Annotated in this window: 14 protein-coding genes; 8 read left to right on the forward strand and 6 right to left on the reverse strand. The window is 63.0% G+C overall.

Annotation, left to right across the window (positions count from 1 at the left end; genetic code table 11):
* Positions 1–1,141, reverse strand: a 1,141-nt coding sequence (locus RIN13_RS13500; RefSeq protein WP_309107854.1) for a sigma-70 family RNA polymerase sigma factor, incomplete at its 3' end; no start/stop codon positions are given.
* Positions 1,142–1,280: 139 nt separating this feature from the next.
* Here RIN13_RS13500 and RIN13_RS13505 point away from each other — a divergent pair.
* The gene (locus RIN13_RS13505; protein WP_309107855.1) at positions 1,281–2,183 is read left to right on the forward strand and encodes a hypothetical protein; all 903 of its coding nucleotides are present in this window, start codon (positions 1,281–1,283) and stop codon (positions 2,181–2,183) included.
* Between the two features lie 277 nt (positions 2,184–2,460).
* Here RIN13_RS13505 and RIN13_RS13510 read toward each other — a convergent pair whose 3' ends face one another.
* The gene (locus RIN13_RS13510; RefSeq protein ID WP_309107856.1) at positions 2,461–3,909 is read right to left on the reverse strand and encodes an FAD-dependent oxidoreductase; all 1,449 of its coding nucleotides are present in this window, start codon (positions 3,907–3,909) and stop codon (positions 2,461–2,463) included.
* Positions 3,910–3,981: 72 nt separating this feature from the next.
* Positions 3,982–4,980 (reverse strand): DNA topoisomerase IB, encoded by a 999-nt coding sequence (locus tag RIN13_RS13515; protein ID WP_309107857.1) that lies wholly within the window; start codon positions 4,978–4,980, stop codon positions 3,982–3,984.
* A gap of 218 nt (positions 4,981–5,198) precedes the next feature.
* Between RIN13_RS13515 and rarD the strand changes: the two genes are divergently transcribed.
* A complete protein-coding gene (rarD, locus tag RIN13_RS13520) occupies positions 5,199–6,176 on the forward strand; it encodes an EamA family transporter RarD (RefSeq protein ID WP_309107858.1) in 978 nt (325 codons plus the stop codon).
* 95 nt (positions 6,177–6,271) lie between these two features.
* Here rarD and gabT read toward each other — a convergent pair whose 3' ends face one another.
* Together gabT and RIN13_RS13530 are read right to left on the reverse strand one after the other, a co-directional pair.
* Positions 6,272–7,627 carry a 4-aminobutyrate--2-oxoglutarate transaminase gene (gene gabT, locus RIN13_RS13525; RefSeq protein WP_309107859.1) on the reverse strand — a complete coding sequence of 452 codons (1,356 nt, stop codon included), beginning with the start codon at positions 7,625–7,627 and terminating at the stop codon, positions 6,272–6,274.
* A gap of 155 nt (positions 7,628–7,782) precedes the next feature.
* On the reverse strand, positions 7,783–9,213 hold the full coding sequence (locus RIN13_RS13530) for a gamma-aminobutyraldehyde dehydrogenase (RefSeq protein ID WP_309107860.1): 1,431 nt from the start codon (positions 9,211–9,213) through the stop codon (positions 7,783–7,785).
* Positions 9,214–9,396: 183 nt separating this feature from the next.
* Between RIN13_RS13530 and RIN13_RS13535 the strand changes: the two genes are divergently transcribed.
* The 6 genes from RIN13_RS13535 to RIN13_RS13560 all read left to right on the forward strand — a co-directional run bounded on the left by RIN13_RS13535 (position 9,397) and on the right by RIN13_RS13560 (position 16,728).
* The gene (locus RIN13_RS13535) at positions 9,397–10,842 is read left to right on the forward strand and encodes a PucR family transcriptional regulator ligand-binding domain-containing protein (RefSeq protein WP_309107861.1); all 1,446 of its coding nucleotides are present in this window, start codon (positions 9,397–9,399) and stop codon (positions 10,840–10,842) included.
* A gap of 159 nt (positions 10,843–11,001) precedes the next feature.
* Positions 11,002–11,232, forward strand: coding sequence for a hypothetical protein (locus RIN13_RS13540; protein WP_309107862.1), 231 nt, complete (start codon positions 11,002–11,004; stop codon positions 11,230–11,232).
* A 217-nt stretch (positions 11,233–11,449) separates the two neighbouring features.
* Positions 11,450–13,339: a VWA domain-containing protein gene (locus tag RIN13_RS13545; RefSeq protein ID WP_309107863.1), complete on the forward strand. Its 1,890-nt coding sequence runs from the start codon at positions 11,450–11,452 to the stop codon at positions 13,337–13,339.
* 83 nt (positions 13,340–13,422) lie between these two features.
* Entirely contained in the window at positions 13,423–14,763 is a 1,341-nt protein-coding gene (locus tag RIN13_RS13550) for an MFS transporter (RefSeq protein WP_309107864.1), read from the forward strand.
* Complete coding sequence (locus RIN13_RS13555) at positions 14,760–15,452, forward strand: FadR/GntR family transcriptional regulator (protein WP_309107865.1); 693 nt, start codon at positions 14,760–14,762, stop codon at positions 15,450–15,452. Before RIN13_RS13550 ends, RIN13_RS13555 begins: the two co-directional genes overlap by 4 nt.
* Before the next feature lie 103 nt (positions 15,453–15,555).
* Positions 15,556–16,728 carry an AI-2E family transporter gene (locus tag RIN13_RS13560; RefSeq protein WP_375164775.1) on the forward strand — a complete coding sequence of 391 codons (1,173 nt, stop codon included), beginning with the start codon at positions 15,556–15,558 and terminating at the stop codon, positions 16,726–16,728.
* A gap of 59 nt (positions 16,729–16,787) precedes the next feature.
* On the opposite strand, the gene RIN13_RS13565 is transcribed toward RIN13_RS13560, so the two are convergent.
* Entirely contained in the window at positions 16,788–17,327 is a 540-nt protein-coding gene (locus tag RIN13_RS13565) for a hypothetical protein (RefSeq protein ID WP_309107867.1), read from the reverse strand.
* Between the last annotated feature and the right edge of the window lie 63 nt (positions 17,328–17,390).

Consider the following 17,390-nt stretch of genomic DNA (forward strand, 5'->3'; position numbering starts at 1 on the left):
CGTCCGACGCGGGCGGCAGCTGCTCGCCATCCCGGGGTGAGCCGGGAAGTCCTGCTTCCGGCACGTCTCCCGGGGAAGGCCCGGCGTCGGGCGCCACTCCCCCACCACGGAGCAGAGTGTCCGCCGGCGCGCTATGTCCCGGCAATTGCGCTGCAGGCACCTGAGGTGCCGCCCCGCTGGCATTGAGGCCGCCAAACTGCACTGCCACCGCGATTGCGACGGTCGCAGCAGCAACAGAAGCGGCGCTTGAGCTGAGCAGGGCATGGGAGCGGGCCCAGTCCCAGGTCCGTGCGGCGCCCTGCTGCAGTCCCAGGAGTGCCCCGCCGAAGAGTCCTCCGCCGGCAATCGCGGCTGTGGAAGGGAAGGCCAGCCCGGCAGCGAGCGGGAAGATGATTCCACGCATGCCCGCGCCCACGTCCTGTACCTGCAGGAGCAGACCCAGGCACTTGGAGCACTCATCCAGGTGGTCACGGACCTTTGCTTCGTTCCGGGGACTGAGCCCCTGGCGGGCATAGGCCCCCAGCTTGTCGGTGACTGCCGCGCAGCCGGGATCTTCGGCTGTGGCCGTGATGTGGTGCTGAAGGTAGGACTGCCGCAGCCCTTCCCGTGCACGCACGGCGAGCGCAGATACACCATTGGCGGACAGTCCCAGCAAGGGAGCCACGGCTGCCGGCGACATGCCATCGATTTCGGTGTACCAGAGCACTGCCTGCCAGCGTTCGGGCAACGAACGGAAGGAGTCAGCAACGGTTTTGGACTCAAACGACGTGAGCACGGGATCGGTGCAGTCCGTGGGGTTCTCATAGGCAGTCAGGTCATCGCTGAGGGTCTGCCGGCCGTCTCCAATGTTCTTCCGGGCTGCCAGCCGGGCAATGGACGAAAAGAGGTATGCCCGAAAAAAGGCGTCCGGTCCGGATCCGCTTTGCAGCGCCGCCAGGACGTTTGCGAAACCTTCGGCAGCCAGGTCTTCGGCGTCGGATCCGTTGCGGGCGTAACGGTGGGCAAGCCCGACGGCGGCCCTGTGGTGCCGCCCGAAGAGCTGACCGTAGGCATCCCCTTCGCCGGCCCGTACCTTGGCAATGAGCTCAGCATCGCTGGGTTCGGCCGGTTCCGCTCCGGGGGTGGCTTCGCTGAGCATCATTCTTCCTGACAGTCCGTCGTATCCCCTGCCGGACAGGGCAGGGCTCCCAGTTTACGGCCGGCGAATCAGGTTCCGGGTTGTCCTGGGAAAATGTTCGAAAGTCGCGTCATGACTCCCGGGCTGGGTGCTCTTAACCGATGTGACCATTCTTCAGCCCGCGGCCGGCATCAGGCCAATGGACCCCTTGGATGTGCTGGCGCGCTGGCGCCGCCGCACCATGTCAGCCGACTGGCGGGTCGAGGCCGACTGGCTTTGTGCAGGAACACGGGCGTTGGCAACCGCTTTTGCCCGCGGGTCCTTCGATCCAGCACGGCCCTCTTCCTACAGCGACCACTTCAGCGGCCAGCCCATGACCGGCCAAAATACTGCCGGCCAGAACGCGGCCGGCCAGCAAACAGGCAAAGTCTTCAGCCTGGGTTCACTCGGCGCAGGAATCAAAACAGCAGACACGGGCTCGCTCGAACCCGTCCGGCAGTTGGGGGCGGCCAGGGCTTATGACGGCGTTGGCATCGCCGAAGCACTGGCCGACGTCGGGGCGCTCTTCTCGGCCCATGACCTGCCCACGCCCATGAACGTGACGGCCGCCTTCGCCGAGGCCTGGGTGGAAGCCTCTTCGCTCCTGAGCGTAGCCATCTCCTGCACCGACCCGGCCAGTGGCCTCTCCACCTGGCCGCATTTCAGGAACCGGCTCTACGAACTTTATGGCGCCCACGAGGACGTCAGCCGGCGCTTCCTGCTTGCTGTCCTGAGGCACCCGAGCCATCACGGTGCAGGCCGGCGGTGGGAACTGGAAGCCAGGATCGGCCACATCTGCGCGGACAACTTCACGCGGAGCGGAACCGTTTTGAGCCGGGCCCCCGACGCCGTCATCGTCCTTTCGGAACGGACCCAGGACGCCTTCGGCCGAATCAACAGCTGTGCCGCGGAACTGAACAGCCTGCTGACCGGGAAGTTCCCGGGAGCGAAGGTGAGAATCGACGTCGAGCCCTTGCCGGACGATGTCCACGACGTAGCCAGACTCCTGGACAGCCTGCGGCGGTAACCGCGTAAAGAACTGCTTTGCCTGGCCCGCTGGGGGTGTCAGGCAAAGCCGTACCACCGAGGGAGGTCTCCTGCTCATTGCAGGAGGCCTCCCTTGTATCAATCCATCAATCCACGACCTATCGGCGGTGCCGCTCTCCCCGGTGACCGCCCGTGACGGTTCGGGGATCGTTTTCTGCTTCATCCACGACACGTCACAGGGCGCGCCAAGTGGTTTTTTGCAAAGCAGCTAGCTTTCCCGGGAGCGCCCTGGTCCGCGAGCGCAGTCTCCCGAAACCTCAGTCCTCTGGTCCGCGTGAAATCTCAATCATTTCCTCACGAGGAACCACCTTGACGCGCTCACGAACGATTCCGGAGTCAGTCCTGCCGGACCAGGTGACGCCGAGTTTCAACTCGTGGGCGTCCAGCCGGTTCCAGCCTTCCCAGGTGGTGTACCGGATACCCCGTTGCTCCAGCAGTTCGATGATGGCCTGCGGATCAGGGTTCTTCGCGGGAGGAAGCGTCAGCCGGTCTTCCAGCAGGAAGCCGATGGTTTCCAACGCATCGCCCTTGGTATGGCCGATCAGCCCCACCGGTCCGCGCTTGATCCAACCGGTGGTATAGATCCCGGGGACTGGCTCGCCGTATTCGTCCAGCACGCGGCCCCCTTCATTCGGGATCACCCCGTACTTTGCGTCGTACTCGAGTTCGTCCAGGGGGGAACCGTGGTAGCCGATGGCGCGGTAGACAGCCTGGACGGGGTAGTCGATGAACTCGCCGGTTCCCTTGACATGGCCTGTCCCGTCGAGCTGCATCCGCTCGAACTTGATGCCGGCCACTTTGCCGTTACCGGCGTCGCTATCGCTTGCATATATTTCGACCGGGCTGTGCAGGAAGTGCAGGTGCAAGCGCCGCGACGACGGAACATCCGCCTGGGCGTGCTCCTCCGCCAGCCAATTGGTCATGGTGTTGACCATCGTCTTGATCTGGTTGTTGCTGCGGATGGCTTCCTCAGAGGCTTCGTCAAACTCGAAGTCCTCGGGATACAGCACTATGTCCACGTCCCTGGCGTGGCTGAGTTCGCGCAGCTCCAACGGAGTGAATTTCACCTGTGCCGGACCACGGCGGCCGAACACATGCACGTCGGTGACGGGTGAATTCTTCAGCGCCCGGTAGACGTTGTCCGGGATTTCCGTCGTCAGCAGTTCCTCCGCGTGCTTGACAAGCATGCGTGCGACATCGAGCGCCACGTTTCCGTTGCCTATGACGGCAATTTCTTTTGCGTCCAGCGGCCAGTCCCTGGGTACGTCCGGGTGTCCGTCGTACCAGGACACAAAATCCGCGCCGCCAAAGGATCCCTCAAGTTCGACACCGGGAACGTCCAGCTCAGCGTCTTTGATGGCGCCGGTGGAGAAGATCACGGCGTCGTAGAAGGCCCGGATATCGTGAAGGGTGAGGTCCCGGCCGTAAGTCACGTTGCCAAGGAACCGGATATCGCCTCGATCCAACACTTTGTGCAGGGCGTTAACGATTCCCTTGATCCGAGGGTGGTCCGGAGCCACGCCGTAACGGATCAGGCCGTAAGGAGCCGGATGGGCCTCAAAGAGATCGATGCTGACTTCGAAATCCCCGTCCTTGACCTCGTTGGACTTGGTGAGAATGTCGGCAGCGTAGACCCCTGCCGGCCCCGCGCCGATGATTGCAACGCGGAGGGGGCGTTTGGCCGTTGTTTCTGCCGAACTGGTCACGGGACCCCTTCTGAGACTGGAGGCTGCGCGAGCTCATGCAGCGCACAGTATCCAATTCTAGTGGCCTGTCCGTCAGCCGGCGTTCTGGATGGGGACGACCTGCCCCTCGCGGTAAAGGAGCGCCCGAAGCTCAGCTTCCGCGGAATCCAGGCGCCTGGGATCAATCGTCTCGCCGGCCGCGAAATGATCCAGCAAGCGCGGATCAACGTAACTCTTCCGCGCAATAGAAGGCGTATTCCCAAGGACGGCAGCGGCCTCCCTCATGGCCTGGCTGATGGCAGCTTTCCGGGCGGCCACTGATCTTTGTGGTCCGCTCCGGGCCAGGCTGACGGCGGCAGCAACAGTTCCGCGCAGGGTCCGAAAGTCTTTCGCGGTGAAGTCTGAACCCGTTCGTTCCTTCACATAGGCGTTGATGTCGGCGCTGGTCACGGGATGCCACCTTCTGCGTTCCCGGTAGGCGAGCAGGCGGGCGTTGCCGCCTCGTTTCTTCAGGACGCGCATCAGGGCGGCCAGGTCCGGATCAATGATTTCCGATTCCCAGGTCTTCCCGCTCTTGGCAGGAAAGCTGAGCAGCAAAGTGTCTTTCCGCACCTTTACATGGGCGCAGAGCAGGGTGGCCAGTCCATGGCTGCCATTTTCGTTGGTGTACTTTTCCGAGCCCACCCGTAACGATCCGCTGTCCAGCATCCTGAACCCCGCCGCCAGCACACGTTCGCGGGACAACCCTTCGGAGCGCAAGTCTATGGTCACGCGCCGCCGTGCGGACGGCAGGGACTCCGCAAGCTGCAGGGCGCGATCGAACTTCACCCGGTCCTTACGTTCGCGCCATTCGGGATGGTAGATGTACTGGCGCCGGCCTACAGCATCCAGACCGGTTGCCTGGATATGCCCGTTATCGAAGGGCGAAATCCACACGTCGGTCCAGGCTGGCGGAATCCCGATGCTCTCCAGCCGCTCACGGACAGGGCCCGGTGGCACCGTGGTGCCATTCAGGTCCCTGTAGCTGAAGCCTTTTCCGGCAGCCACCCTGCGGTAGCCCCGGCCCGAGGCGTTGCTCCGCCGGAGCCTCATGGAATGCTTTCCTGCCCATGCATCATGATCACAATGGTAAGCCTACTGACTAACTTCGGAATCCAGGCAAGTTAGGATTGCCGGCTTTTCTCTGTTGGCGGAATACTGGCCGGAGCTGTGATGTTCTTGACTTTGTGCCTACACCTCACGGATCTTCCTCTGCCAGCGTTGCCAGCTCTGACCCCGTGTCCGGCCCTTCAATGGAGTCTGGATCGTCAATGGAATCCCGTTCAGGAGCCCCCTCAGCCTCGCCAGCAGGACAAAAGCCAGGCCTGAAGGCGGTGGACAAGGACACGACGGCGGGGATTCTGTTCGGCATTGGCGCCTACGGCCTCTGGGGGCTGCTTCCCATCTACTTCTTCGTGCTGCAACCGGCCGGAGCCGTGGAGATTGTGGCCAACCGGGTGGTGTGGTCTCTGATCTTTTGCGCGCTTCTGATTACTGTCACCCGTTCCTGGCATGGGCTCATAAGCGCCTTCAAGAACCGCTCAGTTTTTGGAACCCTTGGCATAGCCGCGGGCCTCATCGCCGTGAACTGGCTGACGTACACCTTTGGTGTAACCACAGGCCAGGCGGTTGAGGCGTCGCTTGGCTACTTCATCAACCCCATCGTCTCGGTCCTGCTGGGCGTGTTTGTGCTGAAGGAAACGCTGCGCCCCCTGCAGTGGGCCGCCGTCGGAATCGGTTTTGTGGCCGTGGTGGTCCTGACAATCTCCTACGGCAAGCTTCCTTGGATCGCCCTCACGCTGGCCGTCAGTTTCGGTTTGTACGGCTTCGTAAAAAAGCGTGTGGGTCCGAGGGCTGATGCCATCACCAGCCTCACCGTCGAGACTATTGTGCTGGCACCACTCGCGGCAGCCACCATGGTTTTCCTTGCCTTCACCAACACCGCCACCCTGACCAATAACGGGGCTACCCACTTCTGGCTGCTGCTGTCCTCCGGCATTATCACTGCCGTTCCCTTGGTGTTCTTCGGCGCCTCCGCCCGGCGGCTGCCCATGACCAGCATCGGCCTGCTGCAGTACTTCGCTCCGGTTCTGCAGTTCGTCATAGCCCTCGCGGTGTTCCAGGAGGCCATGACCACCGGACGGTGGATCGGGTTCGGCGTCGTCTGGCTCGCACTCCTGGTACTCACAGTGGACATGCTGATTTACGCACGGAGGAACTCAGTGGCGCGGAAGCTGGCGCACGCCTAAAAAGACAAGCGCGAACCGGCAGTTGATGCCCTCAAAATCGTGATTGGAGGGCATTTGCTGCCAGTTCGCGCGTTGCAGTGCGGTCGAAGAAACCTTTAAGCGTGGGCTTTGATTGCCGCTGCCAGCACAGACAAGCCATCCAGCAGCAGCTCGTCGGTGATGACCAGGGGCGGCAGCAACCGGATCACGTTTCCGTAGGTTCCACAGGTGAGGATGATGACGCCTTCCATGAGGCACGCTGCAGCCACGGCCTTGGTCAGCTCCGGGTTCGGTTCCTTGGATCCGGCCTGCACCAGCTCGATGGCCAGCATGGCGCCCCGGCCACGGATGTCGCCGATGACAGAGACTTCCTCAGCAAGTTCGCGCAGTTTGCCCGTGGACAGCTCTTCGATGTGCTTGGCCCGGGCGTTGAGGTCGTATTCTTCCATGGAGCCGATGGACGCGAGTGCCGCGGCGCACGCTACCGGGTTGCCGCCGTAGGTGCCGCCCAGACCGCCCGGGTGGACGGCGTCGAGCAGGTCCGCGCGGCCGGTGATGGCCGAGAGCGGCATGCCGCCTGCAATGCCCTTGGCCATGGTGATGATGTCCGGAACAACGCCCTCGTGGTTGACCGCGAACCATTCACCCGTGCGGCAGAAGCCGGACTGGACCTCGTCGGCGATGAACACAATGCCCTTGTCCTTGGCCCACGCCGAGAGTGCGGGCAGGAAGCCGTCGGCCGGAACGATGAAGCCGCCTTCGCCCTGGATCGGCTCGATGATGATCGCAGCGACCTGATCGCCGCCGATCTGCTTCTCGATCATGGTGATGGCGCGCTTGGCGGCCTCGGCGCCGGTGATCGAGGGGTTCTCCTCGCGGAAGGGGTAGCTCATGGGCATGCGGTAGACCTCAGGCGCGAACGGGCCGAAGTTCGTTTTGTACGGCATCGCCTTCGCGGTCAGTGCCATGGTCAGGTTGGTGCGGCCGTGGTAGGCGTGGTCAAAGGCGACGACAGCGTCCCGGCCGGTTGCCAGGCGAGCAACCTTGACGGCGTTTTCCACTGCTTCGGCACCCGAGTTGAACAGGACCGTGCGCTTTTCATGGTCGCCGGGGGTGAGGCGGTTGAGCTGCTCGGCGACCGCAACGTAGCCCTCGTAGGGGGTGACCATAAAGCATGTGTGGGTGAAGTGCTCCACGGCTTCCTTCACGGCACCGACGACGGCGGGATCGGAGGCTCCCACGCTGGTCACGGCGATGCCTGAGCCAAGATCGATGAAGGAGTTTCCGTCGACGTCATGGATGATGCCGCCGTCGGCGTCCGCCACGTAAACAGGTACGGCGGAGGCGACGCCGGCAGCCACTACTGCCTTTCGGCGTTCGGTCAGTGCCAGGGACTTGGGGCCGGGGAAGTCTGCCTGGACGCGGCGCTTCTGCTCGAGACGGTAGGTGATTTCACTTGCTGTGGCGGTCATTGAGTTTCCTTCTTCACAGGTTGGGGCCACGCCGGCAGGGTTCCCTGGCCGAAGCGAAGCGAGGTTAGGGTGCCGGTGACGGGACCGGCGAACGTGGGGCCACGCCGGCAGGGTTCCCTGGCCGAAGCGAAGCGAGGTTAGGGTGCCGGTGGGGATTATGCATCAAGTGCAGACATCACGTGCTTGATGCGGGTGTAGTCCTCGACGCCGTACATGGACAGGTCCTTGCCGTAACCGGATTGCTTGAAGCCGCCGTGCGGCATTTCCGCCGTGAGCAGGATGTGAGTGTTGATCCAGACGGCGCCAAAGTCGAGGTCCCGGCTGACCCGCATGGCAGTACCGTGGTCGCTGGTCCAGACGCTTGAGGCGAGGGCGTATTCGACGTCGTTGGCCAGGCCGACTGCTTCTTCCTCGCTGCTGAACTTCTGGACCGTGATGATGGGGCCGAACGTTTCCTGCTGCACCACGCTGTCCGTCTGCTTGGCTCCGGTGATGATGGTGGGCTCAAAGAAGAAGCCCTTGTCTCCCGCCCGTTTGCCACCGATTTCGATCCTGCAGTTTTCCGGGAGGGACTCCACCACGGCGCTGACCGCCTTGAAGTGGTTGACGTTGTTCAGTGGGCCGAAGTAGTTTTCTTCATCGTTCTGGGAGCCAGTGTGCAGGCTCTTGGTGTGGTCCACCATGGCGGCCACGACGTCGTCGTGCACTGAGTCCTCCACCAGCACGCGGGTGATCGCCGTGCAGTCCTGGCCCGCGTTGAAGAAGGCGAATTCAGCGATGGCGGCGGCGCTCTTCTTGATATCAGCGTCCTTGAAGACGATGGCGGGTGCCTTGCCACCCAGCTCCAGGTGGGCGCGTTTGAGACCCTTCGCAGCTCCCGAAGCCACAGCGATCCCAGCCCTGACTGAACCGGTGATGGACACGAGACCCGGGACCTTGTGCTCCACCATCATCGAGCCGGTCTGGCCGGTACCAAGGATCACGTTGAGCACGCCTGCCGGGAGGATGTCCGCTGCAAGCCGGGCAAGCACCAGCGTAGATTCCGGTGTGGTGTCGGACGGCTTCAGCACAACAGTGTTGCCGGCCGCGAGGGCGGGACCGATCTTCCAGATGGCCATGAGGAACGGGTAGTTCCAGGGAGCTACCTGAGCTACGACGCCGATGGGCTCGCGTCGGACAAAGGAGGTGTGGCCTTCGAAGTACTCACCGGCGGACTTGCCCTCGAGGATGCGCGCGGCACCGGCAAAGAACCGCATTTGGTCTGCTCCGGCTGCAACTTCCTCCGAGGCGATCAGGGAGCGGACCTGCCCGGTGTTGCGGTGCTGGGCCTCGACAATTTCGTCGCTGTTGGCTTCGATGGCGTCAGCAAGTTTGAGCAGCATCAGCTGGCGCTGGCCGGGTGTGGTGTGCTTCCAGCTCTTGAACGCCTCGGCGGCGGCACTCATGGCAGCGTCAACGTCAGCCTGGCCGGAAACCGGAGATTTGGCCACGACGTCACCGTTGGTGGGATTCACAATGTCCAGCGACTCCATGCCGGACGGCGTAACGAACTCGCCATTGATGAAGTTCTGCAAGGTTTGAACCACGGTGTGCAACCTCTTTCGTACTGACTCAGGCAAAGAGCCATTTTGTGATGCGGAGCATAGGAGCATGCCTCCGATGCGGCTGCAACGAGCCTATGCCTTGCCCTCATGGCTGGGAATAGCCACCTGCACACCGTTGGGGGATCCCTTTAGTGCGATGACACAGCACGGGGCTATCCTTTACGCATGGCAATCTCACTCGCTGCCCTGCTGGGGGTGCAGGCTCTGAAACTCCGCAAATCCGGCCTGGCGGAGACCACCTGGCATCAGGACATCCACTGGGTTGCCGTGACTGAACAAGAGGATCCGCAGCGGTTCCTCAACGGCGGAGAACTGGTGCTCACTACCGGCATGCGCCTGCGGACGGCTCCGGAGCAGCGCAGGTTCGTCCGCCAGGTACAACGTGCCGGGGCAGTGGGGATCGGCTTTGGAACGGGGCTGACGCATGAGGAGGTCCCGCCGGCACTCGTCGCCGAAGCTAACCGCTGGGGACTTCCGGTCGTCGAAGTGCCCTATGAGACACCCTTCATCGCCATCGGCAAACTCGTGGCGGATGCGCAGTCGGCCGACCACTACGCCAAACTTGAGCGGCTCATCGCGGGCCATCAGATCCTGGCCCGCGCACTGCTCACTGGCGGCGGGCTTGCGGAGCTTTTGAGGCACCTCGGTTCCATGCTGCGTACTGAAATCATCCTGACCCAGTTCACCGCGCAGCTCTACAACAGCGCTGCCGGAAGCCCGTCCCCCACCGCGGACGAGTGGGCGTCGTATCCCATTCCGACGGGCCGCCGGGATGCCTGCACGCTTTGGGTGAAAAGGCCCTTCGAGGATTCAGGGATCGTCAATTACGCCCAAAACCTCATCAGCGTGGAGCTGAACAACATGATGAAACAGCGCCAGTCCCAGCGCGCATTGTCCGGGCAGGTCCTTGAGGACGTTATCCACGGAACCCTGGAACCAAGCGAAGCCTCCCGGCGGCTGGCCGGGATAGGGGTCAACAGCACCCGCAAGAACGTGGTCCTGTTGGCCGAATCCGCCGCCCACCAGAAACAACTCATCAGCTCCTCAGTTCCGCCTGAGCTGGAGCAGGGAGTTACCGCCGTCGTTGGCAAGGACCTTATTGCTGTCATCCCCGACGACGGTACCGGTTCCGGTGCGCTCGCCAGGCGCCTGAGCGATCACCTGGCGGAAGCCGGCATCCACGCCACAATAGGAATTGGCGGGGCGTACACCAAGCCAAACGGGCTCCGCTGGAGCTACTTCGAGGCCCGGGAGGCCGCCAGCCGCGGCCTGTCCGTGAACGAACCGGAACGGCTCAGCCTGACGTCGCTGCTGCTGGCCAGTGAAGACGTACCCCTTGCCGACATGGCCAACGAGTCCCTCAACCCGCTCCGGACGTTCGATGCCAACCATGGTGCCGAGCTGATGACCACCCTGGAGAGTTACCTCAGCAACAACGGTTCTGTGGCCGCCGTCGCCGAAGCGCTGACACTGCACCGCAACACTGTCCGGTACCGTCTGGCGCAAATCACCGAAATGACCGGTTACGATCCCTCGATCACGGCGGACCGTGTGCAACTGTGGCTCGCCCTCGCAGTCTCCCGGCTGGGGGCGCGGCACGCAGGACGGTAGTCCCTCGGGGACCTCAAGACAGTACGCTGCACGCTGTCAGATCCCTTCCCTCATGGTCCATCCGGCTCCATGGTGGCCTCGTTCAGCGGTGTCCTGGCAGTGGATATCAGGGGCTTCTTGTGGATGGCCGGGCTACGCCCAGTCCAGGCTGCCCTGCGAATGGAGAACTTCGTAACGCCCTTCATCCGGGGCGGGTTGTTGGCTCTGTTGGTCTCCGGCATCTGGCTTGTTCCTTTCAAGGAACGGCTGAGAGCCATGGGCCGGGATGCCCCATTCCTGGCTTTCACCGCCCCTTGGTTCCGGCAACAGTTGCTTTTGCGGTTCCCGGCATCGCAACTCTGTTGGTGGACTGCCGTCATCGTTGGATTCGTCTCGGCCGGGAGTCACTAGCCCGCCATGAGATGAGCGTGCACATTGCGGCTGCGCTTTCGATTGTGACTCATGCCACGCGCTGCTGCCAGGTTTGGGATATTCTCTAGGGGCGTATCCAGGTGTTCCGGCACCAGGGCGGGGGCTAGGCGCAATGTGGCGACCCAGCCGCCCCCGGCTGATTTTCAGAGATGCAGCCCGGGACCCGACCCCGCGGACATCAAAGGATACGACGAGCATGGGCCGACGACGTGCCGCCACCAGACCCAGCTACCCGCGTTGGCTGTTGACCGTTGCAATTACCGCTGTTGCCGTGTTGGGCCTGGTCGGCGGGGCACTGCTGTTGCCGACCATCCTGGGACCGGGCGGATCGGCATCCTCCCAGGGAGGGGCGGCCATGGACGGCACCCCCACGCCAACCGTGGAAGCAGTTCTGCCGGCTGATCAACCCCCTGCCGCCTCGGGCAAGGCGCCCTGCATTTCGGTGAACGTACTCGCGTCCCTGGAAAACGCCGACATGGTGCGGTCCCTCGCGTCGGAGTACATGGCCAAACCCCGGAGCGTAGACGGACTGTGCGTGACCGTGAACGTCAGCCAGGAGAAGTCGGGCGTGGCAGCAGTAAAGAGGGCAGGTCAGTTCGCAACAACTCCTGCAGCCGAACGTCCCACCATTTGGCTGCCCGATTCCACCGCCTGGCTGCGCGTAGCCAAGGACAAGGCGGGAGACGCCGGGAAGGGGTTCGAAACCAGCGGCACCAGCGTCGCGCGGAGCGGGATCGTCGTAGCCATGCCGGCTTCCATGGCCAGGGCGATCGGATGGGACGCCAAGGCTCCCAGTTGGGCCGACGTCTTCAAAGCCGCAGGAGACCCCGACGTCTGGGAGCGCCTCAATCACCCCGATTGGGGGAAGTTCAAGTTCGGCAAAGCCAGCCCCACCGTTTCGACCTCCGGCCTGATGGGATTAGTGGCCTCCTACGGTGTGGCTGGAAACAATCTGGAGGCGCTGGACGGGTCCAGGCTGAAAGAGGCTGCAGTCGTTGAAAAGGTCAAAGCGGGTGAGCTCAGCACAAGCCACTACATGGCTACTCCCGAACACTTCCTCTGGCATGCCCGTCAGGCAGATGACGCCGGCAAGGTCTCGGAATTCCTGTCAGCAGTGATCGTTGATGAGAAGTCTGTCTGGGACTACAACAGGGGCATTTCCAGCAACGACGGCGTCACCAAACAGACAGGACTGGCACCAAAGGAACCCCTGCTGGCCATCTACCCTAGCGAAGGCGTCCTGGTGGCGGACAGCCCGGCCGTGGTCCTCGAGGGAAGCTGGATCAGTGCGCAGCAGCGTCTCGCCGCAGAAAGCTTCATTGCCTACACCGGCACCGAGCAGGGCCAGAACGTGGTCAAGACCACCGGGTACCGGAATATCCAGGACAAGGTGGAGGATGTCGTGGCGACTACCGGACGTTACGCATCCTCACTTGATGTGATCCCGCTGCCCTCGGATGAAGTGCTGACGGCGGTTCAAAAGAGCTTCCCGGAGGTACGCAAGAGGGCGCGGGCCCTTTTCCTGCTCGACGTTTCCGGCTCCATGCGCCAGGAAATCGCCCCAGGGGTGTCCCGCCTGCAGGGCGCAAAGGATGCCGTCACGAAGGCCATGGAGCACTTCACAGGGGAAGACCAAGTGGGCATGGCTGCCTTTTCCCATCTGGAGGGCGGCGAACTGTCCCCGGGGCTGGTGAGTCCGGTGGCCCCGCTCAAAACAAACAAAGCCGATCTCCTGGCGGAGTTGAACGCACTGCAACCCGTCGCCTACACGCCCCTCTTCGAAGCTGTGGGGAAGTTTGCCGCACAGCAGGCAGAGGCCTACGACAGCTCTTCGATCAACACCATCGTGCTCCTGAGCGATGGCAAGAACGACACTCCCCACGCAGGAACCCTCGCGACCCTGACAGAGCAACTCCATGACCAGCACCACACCGCGCCAATACTGGTCTTCACCCTCGCCTACGGCGCCGACGCCGACACCGCTTCCCTGCGGGCGATCGCCAAGGCCAGCGGAGCTCATTTCTACGACGCGAGCGATCCCAACCGGCTGGAAGCAGTGCTTGGCGATCTGGTGACGAGCTTCTAACTCCGTTCTTACGCAGCTCGTTCAGGGAGCGATCTGCACCACTTAAGTTCCGGATGCAAACGTCTAACGTCTAACCTTTGATAATGGCTAGTACGACGACGGCATCCCTGCGGACGGTTGCACCTCCTTACGGCGGCGCAGCGGCAGATCCGGCAGTGGACCCACAAGCAGACGGAAATTCCTCAACCAGTGTGGTAACAAACAGCGCTGCCGGCGACCCCGCGGGCGTTCCCTCGCAGCCGCGCTCGGTGCTCATTCTGGGGGTCGTCGCCATTGTGCTGATCGGGCTGAACCTGCGCGCGGGCATCACAGGAGCTTCGGCCCTGTTCCATGATCTTCAGCAGGTCCTGGGTTACGGACCCTTCGTTGCCTCAGTGATCCCGTCGATCCCCACCCTTTGCTTCGCCGTGGCCGGGGCCGCTACATCGTGGCTGAGCCGCCGGTTGGGCGTCGAAAAATCCATTCTGCTGGCCTTGGGAATGCTGACCGCAGGGCTCCTGCTGCGGGGCATCCCCTCGACCGGAATGCTGCTGGCGGGAACGGTGGCAGCAATGTCCGGCCTGGCAGTCTGCAACGTGGCGATGCCCTCCTTCATCCGCGAGCACTATGCGCATCGGACATCCCTCATGACCGGCCTTTACACCGTCACCATGACTACCGGCGCCACTCTCTCCTCCGTACTGATCGTCCCCCTGGCCCATCAGCTGGGTTCACCATCCCTGGGAGTGGGGGCCATCGGCCTGCTCTCCGCCGCAGCCTTCCTCGGTTTCCTTCCGGTTGCCCTCCGTGCGCACCGGATGACAAAGGCGGCGATGCCACTGCACTTCTCGCCCTGGCAGATGCTGCGGACGCGCAAGGGCCTGCTGATCACGGCGATCTTCACGCTGCAGGCATTGCTGGCCTACGCCATCCTGAGCTGGTTCCCGTACATGCTTACCACCGTCGGCCTCTCCCCGGCTGACAGCGGACTGCTGTTCGGGCTGATGCAGCTGGTCTCCGTTCCCTCAGGGATGATACTCATTGCCATCGGCTCGCGTCCCCGGATGCTGCGGCCCGCCTTTTACCTCGCGACCGTGGCCATGGTCCTGGGAATAGCTGCGATGCTCCTGCTGCCGCCATCCCTTGCCGCCGTACCGGCAGCAGTACTGGGCTTCGGGCTCGGAATTTTCCCGCTGGTCATGGTGATGATCAGCCGAAGCGGGCGCACGACGGCGGAAACCACGGCGATCTCCACGCTGGCGCAGTCGGTGGGGTATCTGCTTGCAACAGCAGGACCATTTGGGATGGGCCTGCTGCACAGTGCAACCGGAAGCTGGAGCCTGCCCCTGGCACTCTTGCTCGCCATCGCGATGGTGCAGGTGGTGGTGGCCCATCAGCTCACCAGTGAACGGACGGAGAAGAAGATCCCGGTGGCCAAGCCATGAGCCTTACTGCCTCCTCCCGTCCGGCACTGGCCGAAGAAGTTACCGCTAAGCTGCGGCAGATGATCCAGACCGGGGAATGGCCCCTGCAGGAGCGGATCCCTGCTGAACCGGAGCTGATGGCTGGGCTTGGCGTCTCCAGGGGTACCCTGCGTGAGGCCATTAAAGCGTTGGCGCACAGTGGAATGCTGGAGGTTCGGCGGGGGGACGGAACTTACGTCCGGGCCACGAGCGAGCTTTCGGGAGCTGCGCGGCGGATGTATAAGGACCACACTGAGGAGCACATCCTCGAGGTTAGGGTGGGGCTGGATACGCAGGCGGCACGGCTTGCCGCCCGCAACGCCACCGAGGCCGACATCATCGCGATGCGGGCGCTCCTGGCCGCACGGGAGAAGGCCTGGACTGCAGGAGACTATGCAACTTGGGCGCGGGCGGACTGGGAGTTTCACGAGGCGGTTGCCCAGGCATCGGGGAACCCGCTGCTTCATGAGCTCTACACCAGTTTCGGTGGAGTCTTCCACAGCGATCTTGTGCGCCAGCAACGCCGCCCCGGTTTCGAGGGACTTCCGGTTGCGGGTCACGGCGAGCTTCTGGACGCCATCGAAGCGCATGACGAGACTGCCGCCGTCGAAAGCGTTCAACGCAATCTGAACTCCTGCGCGGAGTGGCTGCGGGAGTGGCTTCCGGAGTAACCCCGCTGAACTTCCCCCAAAATGTCAGAAGGCTTACTGTTTCAGGGTTATCTTTTCAATGAATCCTGATTCAGCTTTGCCCACCAACAACGGGGAGAACGTCATGGCTCGAGCAGTGGAACCCTCGGCACAGGAATCCACGACCCACGCGGCACCAACCCTTACCGCCGCGACAACCCCCAAAACCCCACGCTCCCTCTGGTCAGACAGCTTGGGGCGCGTGGCCGTCCGCTCTGCCCAGATTCTGCTCATCCTGGCGGTGGTAAGCATCTCCATCTTTGCCCTGATGCAGATCCGGCTGTTAGTAATTCCGGTGCTGATCGCGCTCATCCTGGCCGCTGCGATCGGCCCGTTCGTGAACCTGCTGCGGCGACGTGGTTTGCCCGGCGGTGCCGCAACGGCCATCGCCTTTGTTCTGCTGCTGACTGTCCTGGCCGGGGTCACGAGCATCATCGTCATGTCGGTCCGCAACCAATGGGGAGAGCTTGTGTCCCAAGCGGCGTCAGGGCTGGAGGAACTGGAAAATTTCCTCTTGACGGGCCCGTTCCCGCTGGACAGGGAGCAGCTGGAACAGGCACGGACAGGTCTGGTGGAGTTTGCCACCAGCAGCCAGGCGCGGTCCGGAGCCATTACCGGACTGTCCGTGGTGACCGAGTTCCTGGCCGGCGCCATCCTCATGGTGGTCATCCTCTTCTTTTTCCTCAAGGACGGCGCGAAGATCTGGGAGTTCTTCCTGCGGCCCTTCAAGGGGCAGCGGGAACAGAAACTGCGCCGGGCAGGCAAGCGGACGCTGGAGGTCCTGGGCGGTTACGTGCGCGGCACGGCCATCGTGGCCCTCGTGGATACCGTGGCAATCGGCGCGGCCCTGCTGATTCTGCAGGTCCCCCTCGCCATACCCTTGGCCATCATCGTATTCATCACCGCATTCATCCCCCTGGTGGGAGCAACCGTTGCCGGTATTCTCGCGGCACTGGTGGCACTGGTGGCCAACGGCCCCGTGGTCGCGCTGATCGTGGTGGCAGTCGTTATCGCCGTGAACCAGCTCGAGGGTGACCTTCTGCAGCCGGTGGTTATGGGGAAATCGCTTCAGCTGCACGCCTTGGTCATCCTGATGGCACTGACGGCGGGTACCATTCTGGCGGGCATCATCGGAGCCGTGCTGTCCGTCCCGCTCGCGGCCGTTGCGTGGGCCATCATCCAGGTCTGGACCGCCGAGGACCCGAAACTCCAGGATATGAACCCCGACCTGCCCCCAGCCAACAGCCAGCCCGTGTAACTTGCCGGGCTGGCTGCATTGGTTGGTTGATTCCAGGGGTTGGTTTTATTGCAGCTGGATCAGGAGCGCCTGAGGCCTGCCAGGACGTTCTTCGGACGCTGCATTTCACCGTGCTTGGCACCCATGACTATCACTGATCCGGCAAAGACAGGGATGGCCCACTGCAGCAACTTGAGCTGCTTTTGCGCTGCTTTGAGCTCATCGGAAGCCGCAGGATGGGGCTCGGTTGCGCCTTCGGCTCCTTCGGCGGCAAGCTTCTCGACTTTGCCCCCCAGCACGCCCGCATAAAGGGTGACGGCGGCCCCCACCAGCGTCACGGCCGTTTTGTAGATACTCAGACGAGTGACGCCCTCCTGCTTGGCCATGCGCTCCTTGTTCTCCCAGATCACTGCGAGGCCGGCAACGATGTGCGCTGTGAAGGCGGCTGTCTGGACCGGTGCCCATCTCTTCCATCCGAGGCTGGAGAGCCGGGTGCGCTCCGTTGGATCCTTGGCCTCAGCCGCTGCCCCGTTGAGTCCTATGGCACCCATCAGCGAACCGCCGAACCAAGCTCCTGCTGTCAGATCGTGGATGGAACGGGCAATAAGATTTCCTGCCATTGTCTCTTCCTAACGTGTTTGCGTTTCCTGGATTGGGCTTAGGCTTCAGGACTTTCCGGACCT

Source organism: Arthrobacter sp. (genome assembly GCF_031179985.1).
In the GTDB taxonomy this organism is placed as follows: domain Bacteria; phylum Actinomycetota; class Actinomycetes; order Actinomycetales; family Micrococcaceae; genus Arthrobacter.